Source organism: Staphylococcus sp. ACRSN (assembly GCF_022346615.1).
Classification (GTDB): domain Bacteria; phylum Bacillota; class Bacilli; order Staphylococcales; family Staphylococcaceae; genus Staphylococcus.
Genome location: NZ_JAKRNS010000018.1, coordinates 12,853 through 32,785 on the forward strand (window position 1 = coordinate 12,853; position 19,933 = coordinate 32,785).

General features: G+C 32.5%; 18 protein-coding genes and 1 riboswitch. Of the genes, 7 read left to right on the forward strand and 11 right to left on the reverse strand.

All coding sequences use genetic code 11. The features are described from left to right. Position 1: 1 nt before the first annotated feature. The 9 genes from MHZ36_RS13435 to MHZ36_RS13475 all read right to left on the reverse strand — a co-directional run bounded on the left by MHZ36_RS13435 (position 2) and on the right by MHZ36_RS13475 (position 10,080). Positions 2 to 1,075: an alanine racemase gene (locus tag MHZ36_RS13435; protein WP_239232212.1), complete on the reverse strand. Its 1,074-nt coding sequence runs from the start codon at positions 1,073 to 1,075 to the stop codon at positions 2 to 4. 5 nt (positions 1,076 to 1,080) lie between these two features. Then, a complete protein-coding gene (locus tag MHZ36_RS13440; RefSeq protein ID WP_239232213.1) occupies positions 1,081 to 2,229 on the reverse strand; it encodes a M20 metallopeptidase family protein in 1,149 nt (382 codons plus the stop codon). A 249-nt stretch (positions 2,230 to 2,478) separates the two neighbouring features. Then, positions 2,479 to 3,198, reverse strand: coding sequence for a 2,3,4,5-tetrahydropyridine-2,6-dicarboxylate N-acetyltransferase (dapD, locus tag MHZ36_RS13445; protein WP_239232214.1), 720 nt, complete (start codon positions 3,196 to 3,198; stop codon positions 2,479 to 2,481). Positions 3,199 to 3,220: 22 nt separating this feature from the next. After that, positions 3,221 to 3,943, reverse strand: coding sequence for a 4-hydroxy-tetrahydrodipicolinate reductase (dapB, locus tag MHZ36_RS13450; protein ID WP_239232215.1), 723 nt, complete (start codon positions 3,941 to 3,943; stop codon positions 3,221 to 3,223). Beyond that, positions 3,940 to 4,827 carry a 4-hydroxy-tetrahydrodipicolinate synthase gene (gene dapA, locus MHZ36_RS13455; RefSeq protein WP_239232216.1) on the reverse strand — a complete coding sequence of 296 codons (888 nt, stop codon included), beginning with the start codon at positions 4,825 to 4,827 and terminating at the stop codon, positions 3,940 to 3,942. Before dapA ends, dapB begins: the two co-directional genes overlap by 4 nt. 1 nt (position 4,828) lies before the next feature. Next, a complete protein-coding gene (locus MHZ36_RS13460) occupies positions 4,829 to 5,818 on the reverse strand; it encodes an aspartate-semialdehyde dehydrogenase (protein WP_239232217.1) in 990 nt (329 codons plus the stop codon). A 50-nt stretch (positions 5,819 to 5,868) separates the two neighbouring features. Next, entirely contained in the window at positions 5,869 to 7,071 is a 1,203-nt protein-coding gene (locus tag MHZ36_RS13465) for an aspartate kinase (RefSeq protein WP_239232218.1), read from the reverse strand. Between the two features lie 87 nt (positions 7,072 to 7,158). After that, positions 7,159 to 7,337, reverse strand: a riboswitch (Lysine riboswitch). 141 nt (positions 7,338 to 7,478) lie between these two features. Next, on the reverse strand, positions 7,479 to 8,309 hold the full coding sequence (locus MHZ36_RS13470; protein WP_239232219.1) for an aldo/keto reductase: 831 nt from the start codon (positions 8,307 to 8,309) through the stop codon (positions 7,479 to 7,481). A gap of 166 nt (positions 8,310 to 8,475) precedes the next feature. Then, a complete protein-coding gene (locus tag MHZ36_RS13475; RefSeq protein ID WP_239232220.1) occupies positions 8,476 to 10,080 on the reverse strand; it encodes an ABC-F family ATP-binding cassette domain-containing protein in 1,605 nt (534 codons plus the stop codon). 145 nt (positions 10,081 to 10,225) lie between these two features. Between MHZ36_RS13475 and cvfB the strand changes: the two genes are divergently transcribed. From cvfB to phoU, 6 genes are all read left to right on the forward strand, one after another. Beyond that, complete coding sequence (cvfB, locus tag MHZ36_RS13480; RefSeq protein WP_239232221.1) at positions 10,226 to 11,125, forward strand: RNA-binding virulence regulatory protein CvfB; 900 nt, start codon at positions 10,226 to 10,228, stop codon at positions 11,123 to 11,125. A gap of 363 nt (positions 11,126 to 11,488) precedes the next feature. Further along, positions 11,489 to 12,454, forward strand: a complete 966-nt coding sequence (locus MHZ36_RS13485) for a PstS family phosphate ABC transporter substrate-binding protein (RefSeq protein WP_239232222.1) — start codon at positions 11,489 to 11,491, stop codon at positions 12,452 to 12,454. Between the two features lie 203 nt (positions 12,455 to 12,657). Continuing rightward, positions 12,658 to 13,587 carry a phosphate ABC transporter permease subunit PstC gene (pstC, locus tag MHZ36_RS13490; RefSeq protein ID WP_239232223.1) on the forward strand — a complete coding sequence of 310 codons (930 nt, stop codon included), beginning with the start codon at positions 12,658 to 12,660 and terminating at the stop codon, positions 13,585 to 13,587. Position 13,588: 1 nt separating this feature from the next. Further along, on the forward strand, positions 13,589 to 14,506 hold the full coding sequence (gene pstA, locus MHZ36_RS13495; RefSeq protein WP_239232224.1) for a phosphate ABC transporter permease PstA: 918 nt from the start codon (positions 13,589 to 13,591) through the stop codon (positions 14,504 to 14,506). Between the two features lie 93 nt (positions 14,507 to 14,599). Further along, positions 14,600 to 15,475 carry a phosphate ABC transporter ATP-binding protein PstB gene (gene pstB / locus MHZ36_RS13500; protein WP_239232225.1) on the forward strand — a complete coding sequence of 292 codons (876 nt, stop codon included), beginning with the start codon at positions 14,600 to 14,602 and terminating at the stop codon, positions 15,473 to 15,475. A gap of 6 nt (positions 15,476 to 15,481) precedes the next feature. After that, complete coding sequence (phoU, locus tag MHZ36_RS13505) at positions 15,482 to 16,132, forward strand: phosphate signaling complex protein PhoU (RefSeq protein WP_239232226.1); 651 nt, start codon at positions 15,482 to 15,484, stop codon at positions 16,130 to 16,132. Between the two features lie 56 nt (positions 16,133 to 16,188). On the opposite strand, the gene pepF is transcribed toward phoU, so the two are convergent. After that, positions 16,189 to 18,003: an oligoendopeptidase F gene (gene pepF, locus MHZ36_RS13510; protein WP_239232227.1), complete on the reverse strand. Its 1,815-nt coding sequence runs from the start codon at positions 18,001 to 18,003 to the stop codon at positions 16,189 to 16,191. Positions 18,004 to 18,246: 243 nt separating this feature from the next. Between pepF and MHZ36_RS13515 the strand changes: the two genes are divergently transcribed. Next, positions 18,247 to 18,603 (forward strand): hypothetical protein, encoded by a 357-nt coding sequence (locus MHZ36_RS13515; RefSeq protein ID WP_239232228.1) that lies wholly within the window; start codon positions 18,247 to 18,249, stop codon positions 18,601 to 18,603. A gap of 63 nt (positions 18,604 to 18,666) precedes the next feature. On the opposite strand, the gene MHZ36_RS13520 is transcribed toward MHZ36_RS13515, so the two are convergent. Next, entirely contained in the window at positions 18,667 to 19,680 is a 1,014-nt protein-coding gene (locus MHZ36_RS13520) for a siderophore ABC transporter substrate-binding protein (RefSeq protein WP_239232229.1), read from the reverse strand. Positions 19,681 to 19,933: the final 253 nt, after the last annotated feature.

Below are 19,933 nucleotides of genomic sequence, written 5' to 3' on the forward strand. Positions count from 1 at the left end.
TTTATCTATACTCCTTTATTAGTGAGTCATGATTCATTGCGCTGAGTTGTTCGGAATTTGCACCTACACCTTTAAATGTAAATTCATCAACGCGTATATCATTATTATATAGTATAACTTCATCTTGTGCATGTACTTCTGAATCAACCTCTACAAACATATGACTCATCATTAAAGCTCTTATTGGATAACGTTTACCATTGATTAATGCATCATGTTTCGCCCTTGATTTTAAAATACCATCACCATATCCAACATCAACTACAGCAAGCTTTGTATTATTTTTAGTCGCCTCATATGCAAAACTATAACCACAATAATCACCGTTTTGTACTTCGCGTATTTGAATCACATTCCCTTTAACTGTGAGAGATTGTGTAATCATAGATTCATCCAAAGTACTATAAGGTCTAGATCCATAGAGTGCAATACCCACACGGGCATGCGTATGATGGGGCAAAACATAGCCTTCACGATAATAGCTAGCACTATTTTGCGCATGAATCATATCAAATTGGTATCCATCTTGTAACAATGTATCGACAACTTCAAGCCATGCAGCTTTTTCAATATCATAATCTGGAACTTCAAATTCATCTGCATATCCAAAATGAGTCCACAATCCTGAAATATGCATTTTTAAAGTGTTTTTATTTTGTGCATGATGTTGTAATACTTCCTTTATTTCATCGACTGTTTTTAATCCTGAACGATGTAATAAGTTTTCAAATTCTAAATGCACATGAATATCATGTAAATCATCGATATAATCATAATAATATTGTAATGATGGTAAAGTCATGTGAATCTCATTATCTCTAACGGCGTCGAAGTCATAAACAGCATTCATCAAGAAAATAGTAGCCTCAGGTGCGATTTGTCTAATTCGTATTGCTTCCTTTAATGATGTCGTACTAAATGTATTAATACCAATTTTTAAAAATTGCTCAACTGCAAAATTCAAACCATAATGATAAGCGTTATTTTTAACTACCGCCATAATATTATTATTATCAACAACATTTTCTGCATTCTTTTTAAATTCTGCTGTTTCTACTGACCAAATAGCAGTCATTTACATTACACCTCACTATACGTTTTTAATAATTGTTCATAATAATCTGCCACACGAATCAACATATGTTCATTGAAATTTAATGTTGCCGTATGCAATCCTGTAACATAGCCTTTAGATTCATCACGTACGCCAACAAATACAAAATAACTTGGTGCAAATTGACTATAAAAACTAAAGTCTTCCCCAAATAAATAAGGCGTAGGTTTATCAATAATTTCAAAATTCGCTTCAGTTAATCCTTGTGTCACTTTTTGCTTTAATGAAGGATCATTGTAAGTAGGTGGGTAACCTTCTTCAAATTTGACTTCACACTCTACATTGAATAATAATTTAACACTTTCGGATATTTTATGCATTTGCTGTTTCACAATAGCTAAATCTTTTACATCATACGTTCTTATAGTACCTTCTAAATATCCATTGCTAGGAACTGTATTGATTGCTTCACCAGCTTCAAAATGACCCATGTGAACTATATTACGTTTCAAGCCATTTAAATGATATTGTTGAATTTGAGCAACTTGTGCTAACACATGTTGCAAAGCTTCTCCGCAAGAATGGCCTTGTTCTTTATCGGCAACATGACTAGATAACCCATGTAGAAAGAATCTGTATTCAGTTGCACTTGCAGTAATCTCTTCATCTCTAATAACAACCTTGCCTTCATCCTCAAAAGGCATGACATGAATGCCAAATACCGCTTCAATATCATATGTTTCAAACGCACCAGCTTTGATGAGGCGATTTGCGCCACCACCTGTTTCTTCAGCAGGTTGGAATATAAATACAACATTATGCGGTAGCTCACCTTTATCAGCCAATGCTTTACAACGTTTAACAAATAACATAAGTGCCGTTGTATGACCATCGTGACCACATGCATGCATAACATTATCGTTTAAACTTTTATATGAAACATCATTTTCTTCAAAAATTGGAAGGGCATCGATATCGGCACGGTAAGCAATAGTTCGTCCACTATTTCCTTCAAGAAAGGCTACTAATCCCGTTTCTAAAGGGCGATTGTATCTTACTCCTAGTCCATCTAAAAATGACGCTATATAAGTTGTCGTCTCATATTCATGGAGACTTAACTCTGGATGTTGATGTAAATGTCTTCTATGTTTTGTAACGAATTCTAATTCATTCATTTAAGATCATATCCTTTTTATATTATTGTCAATTAAATAATTGAATTCATGCAGCTTAATTAAAATAAAAGGCTGTGCTTATACTATGTATATAAATTTTCAAAAAATGGAGGAAAAGAAATTGTAAGTTAATGGCGTAAAATGACGTACCATTAACCAAAAGTATCTTTATCCTCCGATAATATTGAGTAAAAACAACATAACACAAAACTGTTTTACTCATTTCAATTAGTGAATCTTTAATTTATATTAGTCATTTAATTTTCTTAATGCTGAGACGATTTCACGTTTAGAATCTTCAACTTCACTTGTTTGCTTGATTACTTTAGCTGGCGTACCTGCTACAACTGCTCCTGCTGGAACATCTTGGGTAACAATTGCTCCAGCAGCTACTACTGCGCCTTCACCAACACGTACACCTTCAAGAATAACAGCATTAGCACCAATCAATACATTATCCTCAATTACAACAGGTGAGGCACTAGGTGGCTCAATTACACCTGCAAGTACTGATCCAGCTCCGACATGTACGTTCTTACCAGTTGTTGCTCGTCCGCCAAGCGTAGCATTCATATCTACCATAGTTCCTTCACCAACAACTGCTCCGATGTTAATTGTTGCACCCATCATCACAACTGCTCCGTCTTCAATAATAGCTTGTTCTCTGATAAATGCACCTGGTTCAATACGAGCATTCGTATTTGTTAAATCTTTTAATGGAATTGCAGAGTTACGACGATCCATTTCGATTTCTAACTCAGTAAATGCATTTTGATGTTGTTCGTAAAATGGTTTCCAATCATCCGCTTCACAGAAGATTACTTTTGAATCTTCAGAACCAAAAACTTTAAAGTTTTCTGGGAAAGTTACATCGTTAAAGTTTCCATTTGCATATACTTTAATTGGTGTTGTCTTTTTTGCATCACTAATATATTGAATAATTTCTTCTGCCGTTAAATGTTGTACCATAATTTAATACGCTCCTTGAGTTTTATAAGTTGTTAAATGTGTAATAACCATTTTCTTTGTTCACTAATTTTTCTGCAGCACCGATTGCACCATTCGCAAATATATCTTTAGATTGCGCGCGATGGGTAATTTCAATCGTTTCATCTGTTCCTGCAAATAATACATCGTGCTGTCCAACGATTGTACCACCACGTACTGCATGAATACCAATTTCTTCTTGTGATCTCTTCTCATTATTTTCATGACGATCATAAACCGGTGTTGATTGTTCTCTTAATTCCTTTATCACATCATATAGTTTAACGAGTGTACCACTCGGTGCATCTACTTTTTTATTATGATGCGCTTCAGTTAATTCAATATCAAAATCCTCTAATAGAGGTACAGCAGCTTCTAAAATTTTAGTTAGTGCATGCACACCATAACTCATGTTAGCACTAAAGAAAACTGGCATTTTTTCACCTAATACCTGTAATTTATTAATGATTTCTTCCTTTTCACCTGTAGTTGCAATAACTAATGGTAATTCAAAATCATCATCTAATAATGGTAATAGTAGTTCTGGATTTGAAAAATCAATCGCTACCTCTGCATCTGTCACATCAGAAATTTTGTTGAAAGTAGGGTAGGGGTATGATTTCTCATTGTTTTTCACAACAATACCACTGATTTCATGTCCTTTTTCTTCTGCTAATCTAGCCACACGCTCATTCATTGCACCATAACCAATTAATAATATCTTCACACTTGTTCACCTGCTTTAAATTGTTCGTAAGCTGTTTCTAATTCTTTTTTATCTTGTTCTTCTAGTGTTACAAGTGGCAACCTTACTTCGTAATTGCCAAAACCTTCAACTGTTGTTAATACCTTAATTGGTACAGGATTTACATCAACTGCTAAAGCATCTAATAATGTTTTAACTGGTTTAAATTGCGTTTCTATATTTTTCCCTTGTTGTTTAGCGTCGTATATGGATTGGAAAGTACTCGGTATCACATTTGCAACAACCGATATTACGCCATGTCCACCTCTGTTATAATATTCAACAATATTATCATCATTACCACTAAATAATGCAAATTCATTTAAATCTAAACGAGATTTTAAAGCTTCTAAGTATTCAAAATCATTTGTTGCATCTTTAAGCGCTACAATATATTCATTTTGACTTAATTTTTCTACTGTATCAGGTTCTATTGTCATATTTGTTCGTGACGGTACATTGTATAATACAACTGGAAGTTTCACAGCATCAGCTATTGTAGTGAAATGTTCAATCAAACCACGTTGACTTGTCTTATTATAATACGGTGTAATTAGCATAATTGCATCTGCGCCAATTTCACGCGCTCTTACAGATGCTTGGATTGATTTTTGAGTATTGTTAGTCCCTGTACCTGCTATAACAGGAATACGACCATCAACATAATTTACCACAACTTCTAACACATGTTCTTTTTCTTCATCTGTTAGTGTTGGATTTTCAGCAGTCGTACCATTTACTACAATTGATTTCGCGTTATTTTCTAACAAGTATGCCAAATGTTTTCTTAATGCATCGTAATCGACTTCATTATGTGTGAATGGTGTGGTTAGGGCTACACCAACGCCCTCAAAAATATGCGCCATATTATTTTACTCCTTTCAAACTCATTACTTGCTCAAGAATTTGTACTGCGTTCAATGCTGCACCTTTCAATAAGTTGTCTGAAGTACACCATACATGGAATGTATTATCTAAAGAATCATCTCTGCGAATTCTTCCAACAAAAATTTCATCTTTGCCAGTAGAGTTAATTGCTAATGGATATTCATTTTTTTCCGGATTATCTATTAATACAACACGATCATCTTTATCAAATAGTTGTTGGATATCTGAAACAGTCGCTTCCTTATCCAACGTCACACTCATATGAACACTGTGGCTATCTTGTACAGGCACTCGAACACATGTAGCAGTTACTTTCAAATCGTCGTCTTTTAAGATTTTTCGTGTTTCATCAATCATTTTTTGCTCTTCTTTAGTGTAACCATCTTCTAAAAATACATCGATTTGTGGTAATACATTATTATAAATAGGATGTGGATATGCTTCAGGCGCTTTACCATTAGCTCCTTCTGCTAAATCTTGTTTACCCTTAACGCCCGAACCAGAAACAGCTTGATACGTTGTATATGCAACACGACTCAAACCAAACGCTTCTTGTAATAGTTTCAATGGAACAACTGATTGAATTGTTGAACAATTTGGATTCGCAATAATCTTACGTTCTAACACAGGTTCATTAACTTCAGGTACAATCAAATCAATACCTTCAGTCATTCTCCATTGACTCGAATTGTCTATAACAATAGCGCCAGCTTGTTCGAAGATAGGGGAGAAATGTTCACTTGTACTTCCACCTGCACTCATCAATACATAATCATAATGTTCGCTTGCTGCTTCTTCTGTTAATTCTTGTACAATATATGTTTTACCTTGAAATTCAACTTCTCTGCCTGCAGATCGTGCTGATGAGAACAACACAAGTTCATCAAAAGTAACACCTTTACGATCTATTGTTTCTAACATATTTCTTCCTACTAAACCTGTTGCACCTGCTATTGCTAATTTTGTCATAATTATTACACTCCAATTATAATTTGATTTTTATAAAAATTTTAGAAAATTCAGATTTCAAAAGCTTTATATAAAGCATGAACAGCACGTTCACCATTCTCTGCATCAATCACACTTGAGATGCTAATTTCTGATGTCGTTGTTTGATAAAACGGAATATCATTTTCAATTAATGTGAGAAAAGTTTTTGAAGCAACACCTGACATATCACGCATACCGGAACCAATTAATGAAATTTTAACGTAATCTTCATTTATCTTGAAGTCTAAAGCGCTATAAGATTCTGTTAAGGTTTCAAAAATATTTGTGATTTGTATTACATCTGTATCTTTTATAGTAAAGGACATTTGCAATCCTTCCAAGTTAATAATTTGAGAAATCATATCTACATTAACCGAACCAGCTTCTAATTCGTTAAATAGTGATGTTAACAATTTATTATCCGGTAGGGGATAACTAATCGTAACATGCATCATATGTGTATCTAATGCTACACCAGTCACTGCTTTTTTCTCTAATATTTCTGTTTGTGGCATAATCCATGTTCCTTTCACATTTGATAAAGTTCTTCCTAAATAAAGTGGAATATTGTAATTATTCGCGAGTTCAACACTTCTTGTTTCTAATACACCAGCACCCAACGCACTCATTTCCATCATTTCTTCATAAGATACATAATCTAATCGTCTTGCATCTTTAAATACTCTCGGATCTGTCGCATAGACACCATCAACATCTGTATAAATTTCGCAAGCTGTTTGATTACTTGCTGCTAAAGCAACAGCAGTTGTATCTGAGCCGCCTCGACCGAGTGTTGTAATTTCTAAATCATCATTTATACCTTGGAAACCTGCAACAACTAGCACATCATGATCGTAAAATGATTGATTAAATGTTTCAGGATCAATTTCTGCTATCCGACTTTTTAGATGATGACCAGTAGTTTTTATACCAGCTTGATAACCAGTCATTGCTCTTGCTGGGACACCAATGTCATTAAGTACCATTGATAGATAAGAAACTGTTTGTTGCTCACCAGTAGTAAGTAACAGGGCCAATTCTTGGTCTTTTGGTGTGGTCGTTAATGTTGAAACATTCTCCATTAATTCGTCGGTTGTTTTACCCATCGCACTAACAACAACGATAAGTTGTTCACCTTGTTCCACTCTATTTTTTAACATTTCAGCTATATTTTTTATTTTTGAAAAATCACTAACTGAAGAACCTCCAAATTTCAAAACACTTCTTTCCAATTTCTATATCCTCCTCGTTGATAGGGGAGAATCACAGTAATATAAAAAAAGAACAAGTTCGGAGTTGCGAACCTGTTCATTAATATATACAAGTGATGCACTCCATTATTTTAAAATAATGACAGACTCTTAGCTCTTAACCATAAAGTCCAACGTGTTATAAGCTGCTATTATAACTGTTTCGGCATCTCACCCTTTCAAAATTAGCTGCTAGCAGACAGGTTCTACTAAAATTTACTAATGATTGATGCGCCTCATCAAAACTATTTAATTTTTTGTTTATGATTCACATTATACATATGCTTTTATATCATGTAAACTGCTTTTCATAAAGTTTTTCAAATTTACTGAAAATTAAACAATATAATTTTCAAATATCTAAAATAGTGTATTTTTAATCTTATAAATTAAAATTCTTCGTAAGTATCAGGATCTTGACCTTTTAATCTACCATCTTTTTGAGTTAAATTATCGATTTTAATTAAATCTTCATCTGTTAACTCAAAATCAAACACATCTTTATTTTGTATTTGTCTAGTAATAGATGTTGATTTTGGAATAGGAACAACACCATTTTGAACATGCCATCTCAAAATAATTTGAGGAATGGTTTTATTATATTTTTCGGCAATAGCAGCGATATTTTCATCATTAATTACCTTTGAAGCTCGACCTAGTGGACTCCAAGCTTCTGTGATAATTCCTTTATCCTTGTTAAATTGAATCATTTCTTTTTGATTAAAGTAAGGATGTAATTCAATTTGGTTAACTACAGGTAATACGCCTGTTTCACGCTCAAGTGTTTCGATATGCTCTTGTGTGAAATTACATACACCAATTGATTTTACTAAACCTGCTTTTTGGGCATCAATTAATGCTTTCCATGCTTCAACATATTTTCCTTGTTTAGGATTAGGCCAGTGGATTAAGTATAAATCAATGTAATCTACATTTAAACGATAAACAGATTCTTGAATTGCTGTAATTGCAGCATCATAATCTTGATAACGTCCTGGTAATTTAGAAGTGATAATGATTTGATTTCGAGATACATGACTGCTTTCGATTGCACGTCCTACAGTACCTTCATTTTCATAATTATACGCGGTATCAAGCACTGTATAACCTTGATTAAGTGCATTTACTATAGCATGTACACCTTCAGAACCATTTAATTTGTATGTACCAAAACCAATTTGAGGTAATACTTGACCATCGAGCAAGTTCAAATTTTTCATAAACTTATTCCTCCTATTTACATTGTCAAAGTCGATTATATAACTCAACTTTCTTTTTTGGAAATAATTAGCTTACAAAACTTAGTAGGGCAGTTATATGTAAAGAAAAAGCAATGTTATCCAATACATAAATCTGCATTGGATAACATTGCTAAGTATAAATATATTATTTATTTAAAACACCAGTTTCTTTTAAATATTCCTCATATGGAATCTCTTTAGATACTGATCCTTCAGGATTTAAATCTATTACACGATTCGCAATCGTATTGATAAATTCAAAGTCATAAGAAGTAAAGATAATTGAACCTTTAAATGATTTCAAACCATCATTGACTGCTGTAATACTTTCTAAGTCTAAGTGGTTTGTTGGTTCATCTAATAGCAATACGTTAGCGCTTGATAGCATCATTTTACTTAACATACAACGTACTTTTTCTCCACCAGATAAAACATCAGCTTTCTTCTTAACTTCATCACCGCTAAACAACATACGTCCAAGGAAACCACGTAAAAATGTTTCCGTTTGTTCGTCCTCTGGCGCATATTGACGCAACCAATCAACTAGGTTTGTACTTACGCCTTCGAAGTAATCAGAATTATCTTTAGGTAGGTAACTACGAGAAGTCGTAACACCCCATCTAATTGTACCTTCATCTGGTTCCATTTCACCGGCTAATATTTTTAGTAAAGTTGTTTTTGCAAATTCACTATCACCAATTAATACAGCTTTGTCATTTGGATCCATCGTGAATGAAATATTATCAAGTACCTTCACACCATCTATTGTTTTTGAAACATTTTCAACTAACAATAAATCATTACCAATTTCACGCTCAGGCGTAAAATTAACGAACGGATAACGACGAGAAGATGGTTGGATATCATCTAATTCAATTTTTTCTAATTGTTTCTTACGGCTTGTTGCTTGTTTTGATTTTGATGCGTTCGCAGAAAAACGAGCAACAAAGTCTTGTAATTCTTTGATTTTTTCTTCTTTTTTCTTATTTTGATCTTGAGCCATCTTCATAGCTAATTCGCTTGATTGATACCAAAAATCATAGTTACCAACGTAAACTTTAATTTTTCCATAATCTAAATCTGCAATATGAGTACATACATTATTTAAAAAGTGTCTATCATGAGATACTACAATAACTGTATTTTCAAAATTGATTAAGAAATCTTCCAACCAACTAATCGCAGGAATATCCAGACCATTTGTAGGCTCATCTAGTAAAAGGACATCAGGTTGACCAAATAGGCTCTGAGCTAATAATACTTTTACTTTCTGATTATTTTCTAATTCAGACATGTTTTTATCTTGTAAATCTGCTGAGATACCTAAACCTGATAACAAAGTTCCCGCATCAGCTTCAGCATTCCAGCCATCCATTTCAGCAAACTCGCCTTCTAATTCTGCTGCACGTATACCATCTTCATCACTGAAATCTGGTTTCATATAGATTTCGTCTTTTTCTTTCATTACTTCATATAAACGATCATGTCCTTTAATCACTACATCTAGTACACGTTCATTTTCATATGCGAAATGATCCTGTTTCAAAATTGCTAAACGTTCATTTTTCCCTAAAGATACATGTCCCGTTTGAGCATCTAACTCACCAGATAAAATCTTTAAAAAAGTGGATTTCCCAGCACCATTTGCGCCGATTAATCCATAACAATTGCCATCTGTAAATTTAATATTTACATCTTCAAATAATTTACGATCACCAAATCGTAAACTTACATCAGTAACTTGTAACATGTATTTACTCCTTTATTCGTTAATCTACCGGACAAATTATAACACAATTAACTAGGACTTTCGACCATTCTCGATGTAGTAATGCTTGTTTCTTCTATGCGTGTTATAATAATATAGAATAAATTTATGTACGAAGGAGAAAAGTATGGCCAGAGAAGAAAAAGATATTGTAGGCTCAATTGAGTTTTTAGAGGTAATTGGTTTAGAAGGATCTACTTATAAATTAAAAGGACCTAACAACGAAGAAGTAAAACTCAATCAATCTGAAATTCAAGATGATGACGAATTAGAAATAGGGGAAGAATATAGCTTCTTCATTTATCCAAATAGATCAGGAGATTTATTTGCAACACAGAACATGCCAGACATTACTACGGATAAATATGATTTTGTAAAAGTATTAAAAACAGACAGAGATGGAGCTCACGTTGACGTTGGTTTACCGCGTGAAGTGTTAGTTCCTTGGGAAGATTTACCTAAAGTTAAAACTGTCTGGCCGACACAAGGTGATGAATTACTCGTTACATTAAGAATAGATAGAGAAAAGAACATGTTTGCACGTTTAGCATCTGAAACTATTGTTGAAAAGATGTATACACCAGTTCATGATGAATCAATGCAAAATAAAGTAATAGAAGCAAGACCATATCGTTTATTACGTATTGGTAGTTTTTTATTATCTAAAGAAGGACATAAGATATTTGTCCATGAATCAGAAAGAAAAGCAGAACCAAGATTAGGTGAAAATGTCGAAGTTAGAATTATTGGTCACAACGAGAACGGTGAATTAAACGGCTCATTTTTACCTCTTGCACACGAACGATTAGATGATGACGGCCAACATATCGTTGACTTATTAGTAGAATATGACGGCGAACTACCGTTTTGGGATAAATCTAGCCCAGACGCAATTAAAGAAGTATTTAACATGAGTAAAGGAGCTTTTAAACGCGCCATCGGACACCTTTACAAACAAAAAATTATTACAATTGAAACTGGTAAAATCACATTAACTAAAAAAGGTTGGAGCAGGTTAGATAGCTAAAATCTTCTATTAATTAAATAAAAAAATAAACCAAAATCAAATTAGTCCAAACAAATATATCAGAAGATAGCTACCGAAAGCGTAGCTATCTTCTTTTTTTATAAGCAAATGTTTCAATTTCAGACTTAATTGTAATCATAAATTATTTATCTATTATGAAAAAATGGCTTTATACCAACATTTCAGTCGGTTTTCAATATTAGAAATATTACATTTATAAACTTTGTAAATAGATTCAATAATTTCTTAACATATCTTTTACATTAAATCCATTTGCAATTAATAAAGAGTGTGTAATATAGGCAGTGTAAGAACTACATATAAAACACATATGGGTTATTTATTTATTAGGAGGATGTTTCAATGAAAAATTGGCAGTTAGTTGGTACTACAGTAGTTGGTGCTTCACTTTTATTAGGCGCTTGTGGCGGAAATAGCGGTTCAGGCGAAGGTAAAGGTAGTGGAGAAGTAAAAGGCGATGGTTCTTCAACAGTAGGCCCTATCATTGAAAAATTAAATGAAAAATTTGCGAAAGATAATCAAGATGTAACTGTATCAAACGGTACAGCTGGAACTGGTGGAGGATTTGAAAAATTCATTTCGGGAAGCACTGATTTTTCAAATGCATCAAGACCAATTAAAGATGAAGAAAAGAAAAAATTAGAAGATAAAGGCATTAAATATGATGAATTCAAAATTGCACAAGATGGTGTGACAATTGCAGTAAATAAAGAAAATGACTTTGTTAACGAATTAACAAAAGAACAATTAAAAGAAATTTATTCTGGAAAAGCAAAAACATGGAAAGATGTTAATTCTAAATGGCCAGATAAAGAAATCAAATCATTTTCACCTGACCAATCACACGGAACTTATGACTTCTTTACAGAAGAAATCATGGATAAAGGTGATATCAAAGCAGAGAAAAATGCTGATACAAACGTAATCGTTTCATCTGTAGAAAAAAATAAACAAGGTGTCGGTTACTTCGGTTATAACTTCTATCAACAAAACAAAGATAAGTTAAAAGAAGTTAAAATCAAAGATGACAATGGAAAATTAACAGAACCAACTAAGAAAACGATCCAAGATGGTTCATACGCTTTAAGTAGACCATTATACATTTATACAAATGAGAAAAAATTAAAAGACAATAAAGGATTCCAAGAATTCATGAAATTTGTCATCAACGACAAAGGTTCATCTGCTGAAAAAGCAGGATTCGTAGCTTTACCTAAGAAAGATTATAAAGAACAAAAATCAAAATTAGACGACATCATTGGTAAAGAAAGCGATAAGAAAGAAGATAGCAAAAAAGAAGACAAATAAGTATTAACACATATTTAAAGGTTGGGATTCTGGATTAGGGGGGACAAGGTGAAAAACATTTACTTTGTCTATCCATATCCTCGTTCAATACATCTATTATATTCTAGTGGGCTTTAATGTGAATTAATCGTAGCTAGATTGTAGATGTGAACATCCCAACCTTTATTCATATTTTGGGAGTTTAATAGAAAGAAGGGAATTTTATGTCGAATCAGAACCTTTCAGTAAGTGAGATGATTGCAAAAAATAATGCGAAAAACAAGGGACTTAGTAATAAATTAGTTCCAATTATTCTGGGAATCATAGCATTATTTTCAATACTCACTACAATTGGCATTATCGTAACTTTATTAACCGAAACAATTACATTCTTCACACGTGTACCAATAGCAGATTTTTTATTTACAAAAGATTGGAATCCATTCTCATCTGATCCAAAATTTGGTATTTGGGCATTAATCTTAGGTACTTTAAAAATAACGTTTATCGCTACATTGGTTGCAGTTCCTATTGGACTAGGTGCAGCATTATACTTGAGTGAATATGCTTCACAACGTTCTAAGAAAATTATCAAACCAATTTTAGAAATATTATCAGGCATTCCAACAATTGTATTTGGTTTCTTTGCATTAACCTTTGTAACACCATTATTAAGATCAATATTCCCAGAGTTAGGAAGTTTCAACTCAATTAGTCCAGGAATAGTTGTCGGCGTAATGATTATTCCGTTAATTTCTAGTATGAGTGAAGATGCAATGTCTTCAGTACCAAGCAAAATGCGAGAAGGTGCGTTAGGTTTAGGTGCAACGAAATTTGAAGTAGCAACTAAAGTTGTGTTGCCTGCAGCAACATCTGGTATTATGGCTTCTATCGTATTAGCTGTTTCACGTGCTATCGGTGAGACAATGATCGTTTCACTTGCTGCCGGAAGTACACCGAATTCTACATTAGAATTAACTGGTTCCATTCAAACAATGACTGGATATATCGTTCAAGTAGCAACAGGAGATGCAACATTTGGTTCTGATATTTATTACAGTATCTACGCAGTAGGTTTCACACTATTCTTGTTCACACTTGTGATGAATCTAGTTTCTCAATGGATAACGAAACGCTTTAGAGAGGAGTATTAATATGGAACAGGTGAACAATAATTCAAAACCATTAGTTAACCAAAAGACCGTTGAAAAGAAATTATCTGGTCGATTAACAACAAACAAAATTAATAAATGGGCATTCTTTGGATGTACTATGATTGGACTATTAGTATTAGCCGTTCTATTAATAGATACATTAATTAAAGGTGCAGGTCATTTAACACCTTCATTTTTCACTAATTTTTCATCATCTACACCCTCAATGGCAGGGGTGAAAGGTGCATTAATTGGTACAGTTTGGTTAATGATTACAATTATTCCAATCGCTATAGTATTGGGTGTTGGAACAGCAATCTATTTAGAAGAATATGCAAAAGACAATGCTTTTACAAATTTTGTTAAAGTTTGTATTTCAAACTTAGCAGGTGTGCCTTCAGTTGTATTCGGTTTACTGGGCCTAACAATTTTTGTAAGAGGTATGGGGATTGAAGCATTGGCTTTAAGTAATTCTGTCTTAGCTGCAGCACTAACGATGTCACTATTAATCTTACCTGTTATTATCGTTGCTAGCCAAGAAGCAATTAGAGCAGTACCAAATTCAGTAAGAGAAGCTTCTTATGGATTAGGTGGAAATAAATGGCAAACAATTCGTCGAGTGGTATTACCAGCAGCGATACCAGGTATACTAACTGGTTTTATCCTTGCGCTTTCACGTGCTCTAGGCGAAACAGCACCATTAATCTTAATTGGTATCCCAACCGTTTTATTGAATTTACCATCAAGTGTATTTGATCAATTCCAAGCACTTCCAATGGCTATTTATAACTGGGCTAAGTTACCTCAAGATGAATTCCAAAATGTAGCATCTGCCGGCATAATCGTATTACTAATTATTTTATTATTAATGAACGCAATTGCTATATTCTTAAGAAATAAATACAGTAAAAAATACTAATTGATTATATAAATTAATATGAGACTTAAATGGGAAATTTGCGAAAGTATTTATTAACGCAAATAGTCTCTTAATCTAAAGGAGTTTTTAATTATGACTAAAAGCAATATTATTACTGAAAAATCAGAGCTTGAAGCACATACAGATAACGATGCAACACCTGTAACTACCATTGAAGCTGAAAAGAAAGAAATTAAAATTCCAGATAATGAAAAGAAAATTGTTTATTCTACTAAAAATTTAGACTTATGGTATGGTGAAAATCATGCACTAAAGAATATTAATTTGGATATTTTAGAAAACAATGTGACAGCTATTATTGGGCCTTCAGGTTGTGGTAAATCAACTTATATTAAAACGTTAAATAGAATGGTTGAACTCGTACCTTCTGTTAAAACTGCAGGTAAAATCATGTATAGAGAACAGAATATTTTTGACGATAAGTATTCTGTTGAAAAGTTAAGAACAAATGTCGGAATGGTGTTCCAGCAACCAAATCCATTTCCAAAATCAATATATGATAACATCACATATGGTCCGAAAATTCACGGCATCAAAAATAAAAAGGTACTTGATGAAATTGTTGAAAAATCATTGCGTGGCGCTGCTATTTGGGATGAACTTAAAGATCGTTTAGATACAAATGCTTACAGTTTATCCGGTGGTCAACAACAACGTGTGTGTATTGCCAGAACGCTAGCAATTGAACCTGATGTTATCTTAATGGATGAGCCAACATCTGCATTAGATCCAATATCTACATTAAAAGTTGAAGAACTCGTACAAGAATTAAAAGAAAAATATTCAATTATTATTGTTACTCATAATATGCAACAAGCAGCACGTGTTTCAGATAAAACTGCTTTCTTCTTAAATGGTTATGTAAACGAATATGACGACACAGATAAAATCTTCTCGAATCCTTCAGATAAACAAACTGAAGATTATATCTCTGGTCGATTCGGTTAATTGCCTATGGCTGTAATTAGACATAGATATGAAGGTCAACTCGAGGACCTTATAAAAGATTTACGTCGTTTAGGCATACAAGTGTATCGTCATATTGAATTTGCATTAACTTCTTTAAGTGTAGAAGATAGAAATTATGCCCGTCAGATTATCGAAAAAGATAAAGAGATAAATCAACAAGAGTCAAATATCAATGAAAAGGTCATCATGCTGATTTCGAAACAACAGCCAATCGCTTCTGACTTGAGATTAATGATGGCCTCATTGAAAATAGCTTCCGATTTGGAACGTATTGGCGACAATGCTGCAAGTATTGCGGAAATTAGATTACGTGCCAAAATTATCGATAATTACGTTTTAACTCGCTTAAATACGATGGGAAAATTAGCACTTTTAATGCTTAAAGATTTAGATGATGCTGCTAAAAGCAATGATATAACTTTAATAAAAGAAATCATTGAACGCGATGACGATATAGATGATTTATATAAAAATATCGTCAATACAACGTATTTAATTGATAATGATCCTTTTGTGTCGGGACAAGCTCATCTTGCTGCACGACATTTAGAACGTATCGGTGATCATATTTGTAATGTTGCAGAGAACATTTACTTTTTTATAACTGGAAACAGATATGAATCCTATAATAAATAACCCTATAAATAAAATAATAAAGCCGAGTACATATTAGTGTACTCGGCTTTATTATTTTATTTATTTGTTGCTTCAATTTCATCAGTAAGTTGTTCTAATTCGTTAACTAATTTTCCAATATATTGAATTGTCGCTTTCAAAGGTTGGTCTGTAGTAATATCAATACCTGCTAAACTTGCTAGTTCAGTAGGCGTTTTACTACCACCAGCACTTAATGTAGCTAACCAATCATCTACAGCAATTTGTCCTTCTTGTTTGATACGTTGAGACATTACTGTTCCAATTGTTAAACCTGCAGAATAAGTATAAGAATACAATCCCATATAATAATGTGGTTGTCTCATCCAAGTAAGTTCAGCGCCTTCAGTCAATTTCACACTATCTCCGAAAAATTGACTGTAAACATCACGCATAATTTCATTTAATCGTGGTGCAGTAAGCGATTCACCTGCATCAACACGGTTATAAACTTCACGTTGATATGCTGCTTCTAATAAATGAGTCACCATATTATGATAGTATGTTCTAGAAACAATAGAACCAATAACCCAACGCTTAAATCTCGGATCATTACTATGTTCAAACAAGTAATTAGCCATTAGCATTTCATTCATTGTAGAAGGGGCTTCTACAAAATACATCGACGCTTCAGATTCCAAGTAATTTTGATTTTGTTGTGCCAATGTGAAGTGACCGGCATGTCCTAATTCATGAGCTAAAACAAATGTTTCTGCCATTTTACCAGTCCAAGAAATAAATACATATGAATGAGAAGCATATGGACTAGCACAATAAGCACCAGTTTCTTTACCTTTATTTTGAGCGAAATCAATCCATCTATCATGATATGCAGTTTCAACCATAGATAGATAATCTTGACCTAAAACATTTAAGGCGCCATATATATATCGTTTAGAATCATCAATAGAAATCTCCGGCTCAAATTCAGGATCAATAGAAACTTTTAAATCTTCAAATTTCATAACTTCTAAACCATGAACGCGTTTGATTAATTTTGCATATTTTTGCATGATAGGGGCTAAATCGCTCATTATTACATCAATTTGTCGGTCAAACATCTCTCGGGTAACTTCTTGTTCTTGTAACAAGTAATCTATAACCGAATCATAACCTCGTAAATCTGATTCAATTTTTTCTTGTTGAACCTTCATATTATAGGTAGCTGCAGTAGTATGTTGATATTTTTTCAATGCATCGCTAAAATGTTTAAAACTTTTCATTCTAAATAATTCATTTGGATTATCTTCATATTCATTTTCAAATGTCGTATAATCTAATGGATAATTTTGTCCATTATGTTCAAATGATTCAAAATCAATATCTAACATTTTAGTAATACCATATAATTCATAAGCTCCATCTAATGTAGGGGAAAGACTAGCTAACGCTTTTTCAACTTCAGGAGCTAATTGATAACGATGTTTATCCTTCAATTTTGTTAAATAGTGTGGATATTTGGAATTTGCAATTAAATTTTCTAACTGAACACCATTAAGCTCCAATATTTCTGATTCAACAAATGCAAGTTCACTAGCAATTTTTCCATAATTAGTAGAAAATTTTGAGCTAAGTGTTTGTTCAGCTGAATCTGTGGTATCAACACTTAATCTTAATTCAGCAAAATTAGCCATTTTGTCTATAGTTATAAGTAAATCAGAATATTCATCAAGTGCCGTTTCAACTAAATCAATATCTGTTAAACGTTTACTGTATTTGTGATTAAATGACTTAGCTTTTGTTAAGGTTTGTTCAATTGTTTCGAAAAACTGTTGATCCGATACAAACAAATGCTTAGTGTCCCATGTTTCATTTGTAGGAACTTCATTTCTAAAAGGTAATGTTTTACCCATAATACCACTCCTTGATTAATACGAATTATTACATATTGCTTATTATACATTAATTTAGTCAATCAAATACAACCCAAAGATTTATACATTTGACAATGAAAAATTATTATATACTATTATTGACCTAATAATATGAATATTTTAATATTAAATCATACTGCTGTAGACTGAACAGCTTAGTACCTTGATGTAGTATACTTATATATAAATAGATTTTGAAATTTAAACTGAGGAGTGCTCCCAATGACAATATTGGATATGCCTAATTTTTTATGGATTACAATTGTTGCTATGATAGTATTAACTTTATTTTGTAATCTTGCATTAAACAAATGGTTTGCGCCAGCTATCATCACATTTATAGCCTTAGGTGTTGCTGCATTTTTAATTCCTAATTTTGAAGATATTACTTATGAACCATTGTTAGGTTATGCGGCATTTCTAGCCATTGTTAGTTTGATTATTAGTTTCTTGATTTGGTATTTTACACGTAATTTTCGACGTAAACGTAAAGAAAAGAAAATGCAAAAAGCGATTGCGAAACGTGGGGGAATACCAGAAGAGCATTTAGAAGATTATAAAAAATTCAGAAAACATTAGTATATAAAAAGTTCGATAAGCTACAGTATTTTGTGCTTATCGAACTTTTTTTGATTCCTTTAATTATTTATCTTTGTATGCTTTTTGTATATTATTTAATTGTTCAATTGTTAGATTAATACCACCTTCACCAAAGAACCAAGCATTGGATTCAAAAGGGGTAACATCATTTTGTTTAATGGCTTTCACATTTTTAATCACCGGATTATTCAAGGCTTGAGGAACATGATGTTTATCTTGTTTCAAGTTTTTCGTTCTATCGATAACGAAAATTTTATCTGGATTTAACTTCTCAAGATACTCATTCGAAACTAAAATACCACTTGAGTTAGCTTTCATTTTTGAATCTGCGTGATGAATACCTAAATCTTTATTCAAGAAACCGCCGAATCTGCCACTGTCAGCAAAAGCTTTAATACCTTTATCATCAACATTTAAAAATAATACGCGTTCATCGTTAATACTTTGTTTAGTTGATTTAACTTTATTATCTAATTTTGAAATCAATTTATCCGTTTGTTGTTCTTTATTAAATATTTTACCGATATTTTTTGTGTTGTGTTTAATAGATTTTATGTAATTATCGTTATCTGGACTGACAAATACAATTTTAGCATTAGGTGCGGCTTTCTTCATTTCATCTAAAGTTTTTGTATGTGCTTGTCTAAAAGAAGCGAATATAACATCAGGTTTAGCTTTAGCAAGTTCATCATAATTAGGTTGACCAGGGTTACCTAAATTCTTATATTTTTTATTCTTAAATTCGCTTAAACTTTTTGGTAAAAATGCAGCGCCTTGGCCTTTAGCAATTGCAACTATTTTATTCTGTAATTTCAATGACTTCATAACATCTAGCGCACCATAATCCATAACTACTACACGTTTAGGATTAACAGGTACTTTTGTTGTTTCAGTTTTCATTTTCCCACGATTATGCTCTTTATTCTTATCCTTAAATTCATAAGATTGCTTTATTTTCACTGTTTTTTGATTTTTATTACTTTGATCATTTGAATTCGAACCACATGCTGCCAATATCATAGCAAGGCTTAACACCACAAACATAATTTTCTTCATCACTTTATCCTCCTTATAATAGGTTTTATTATATCCTAATTGAAAAGTCTTATCAATTAGATTTTTCAAAATTAAATAACTGTTATTATTTACGATATTCAAAAGTAAGTGATTACTATTAAACATTATTGGAAACATACAGATAATTAGAAATGAGAAATTTTAAAATTTAGCAACCACAAAACAACTTGCCAAACATTAATTAATTATAAAATGTTTTGAGAATTTAGATTAATGCTATAAGTTATATAAT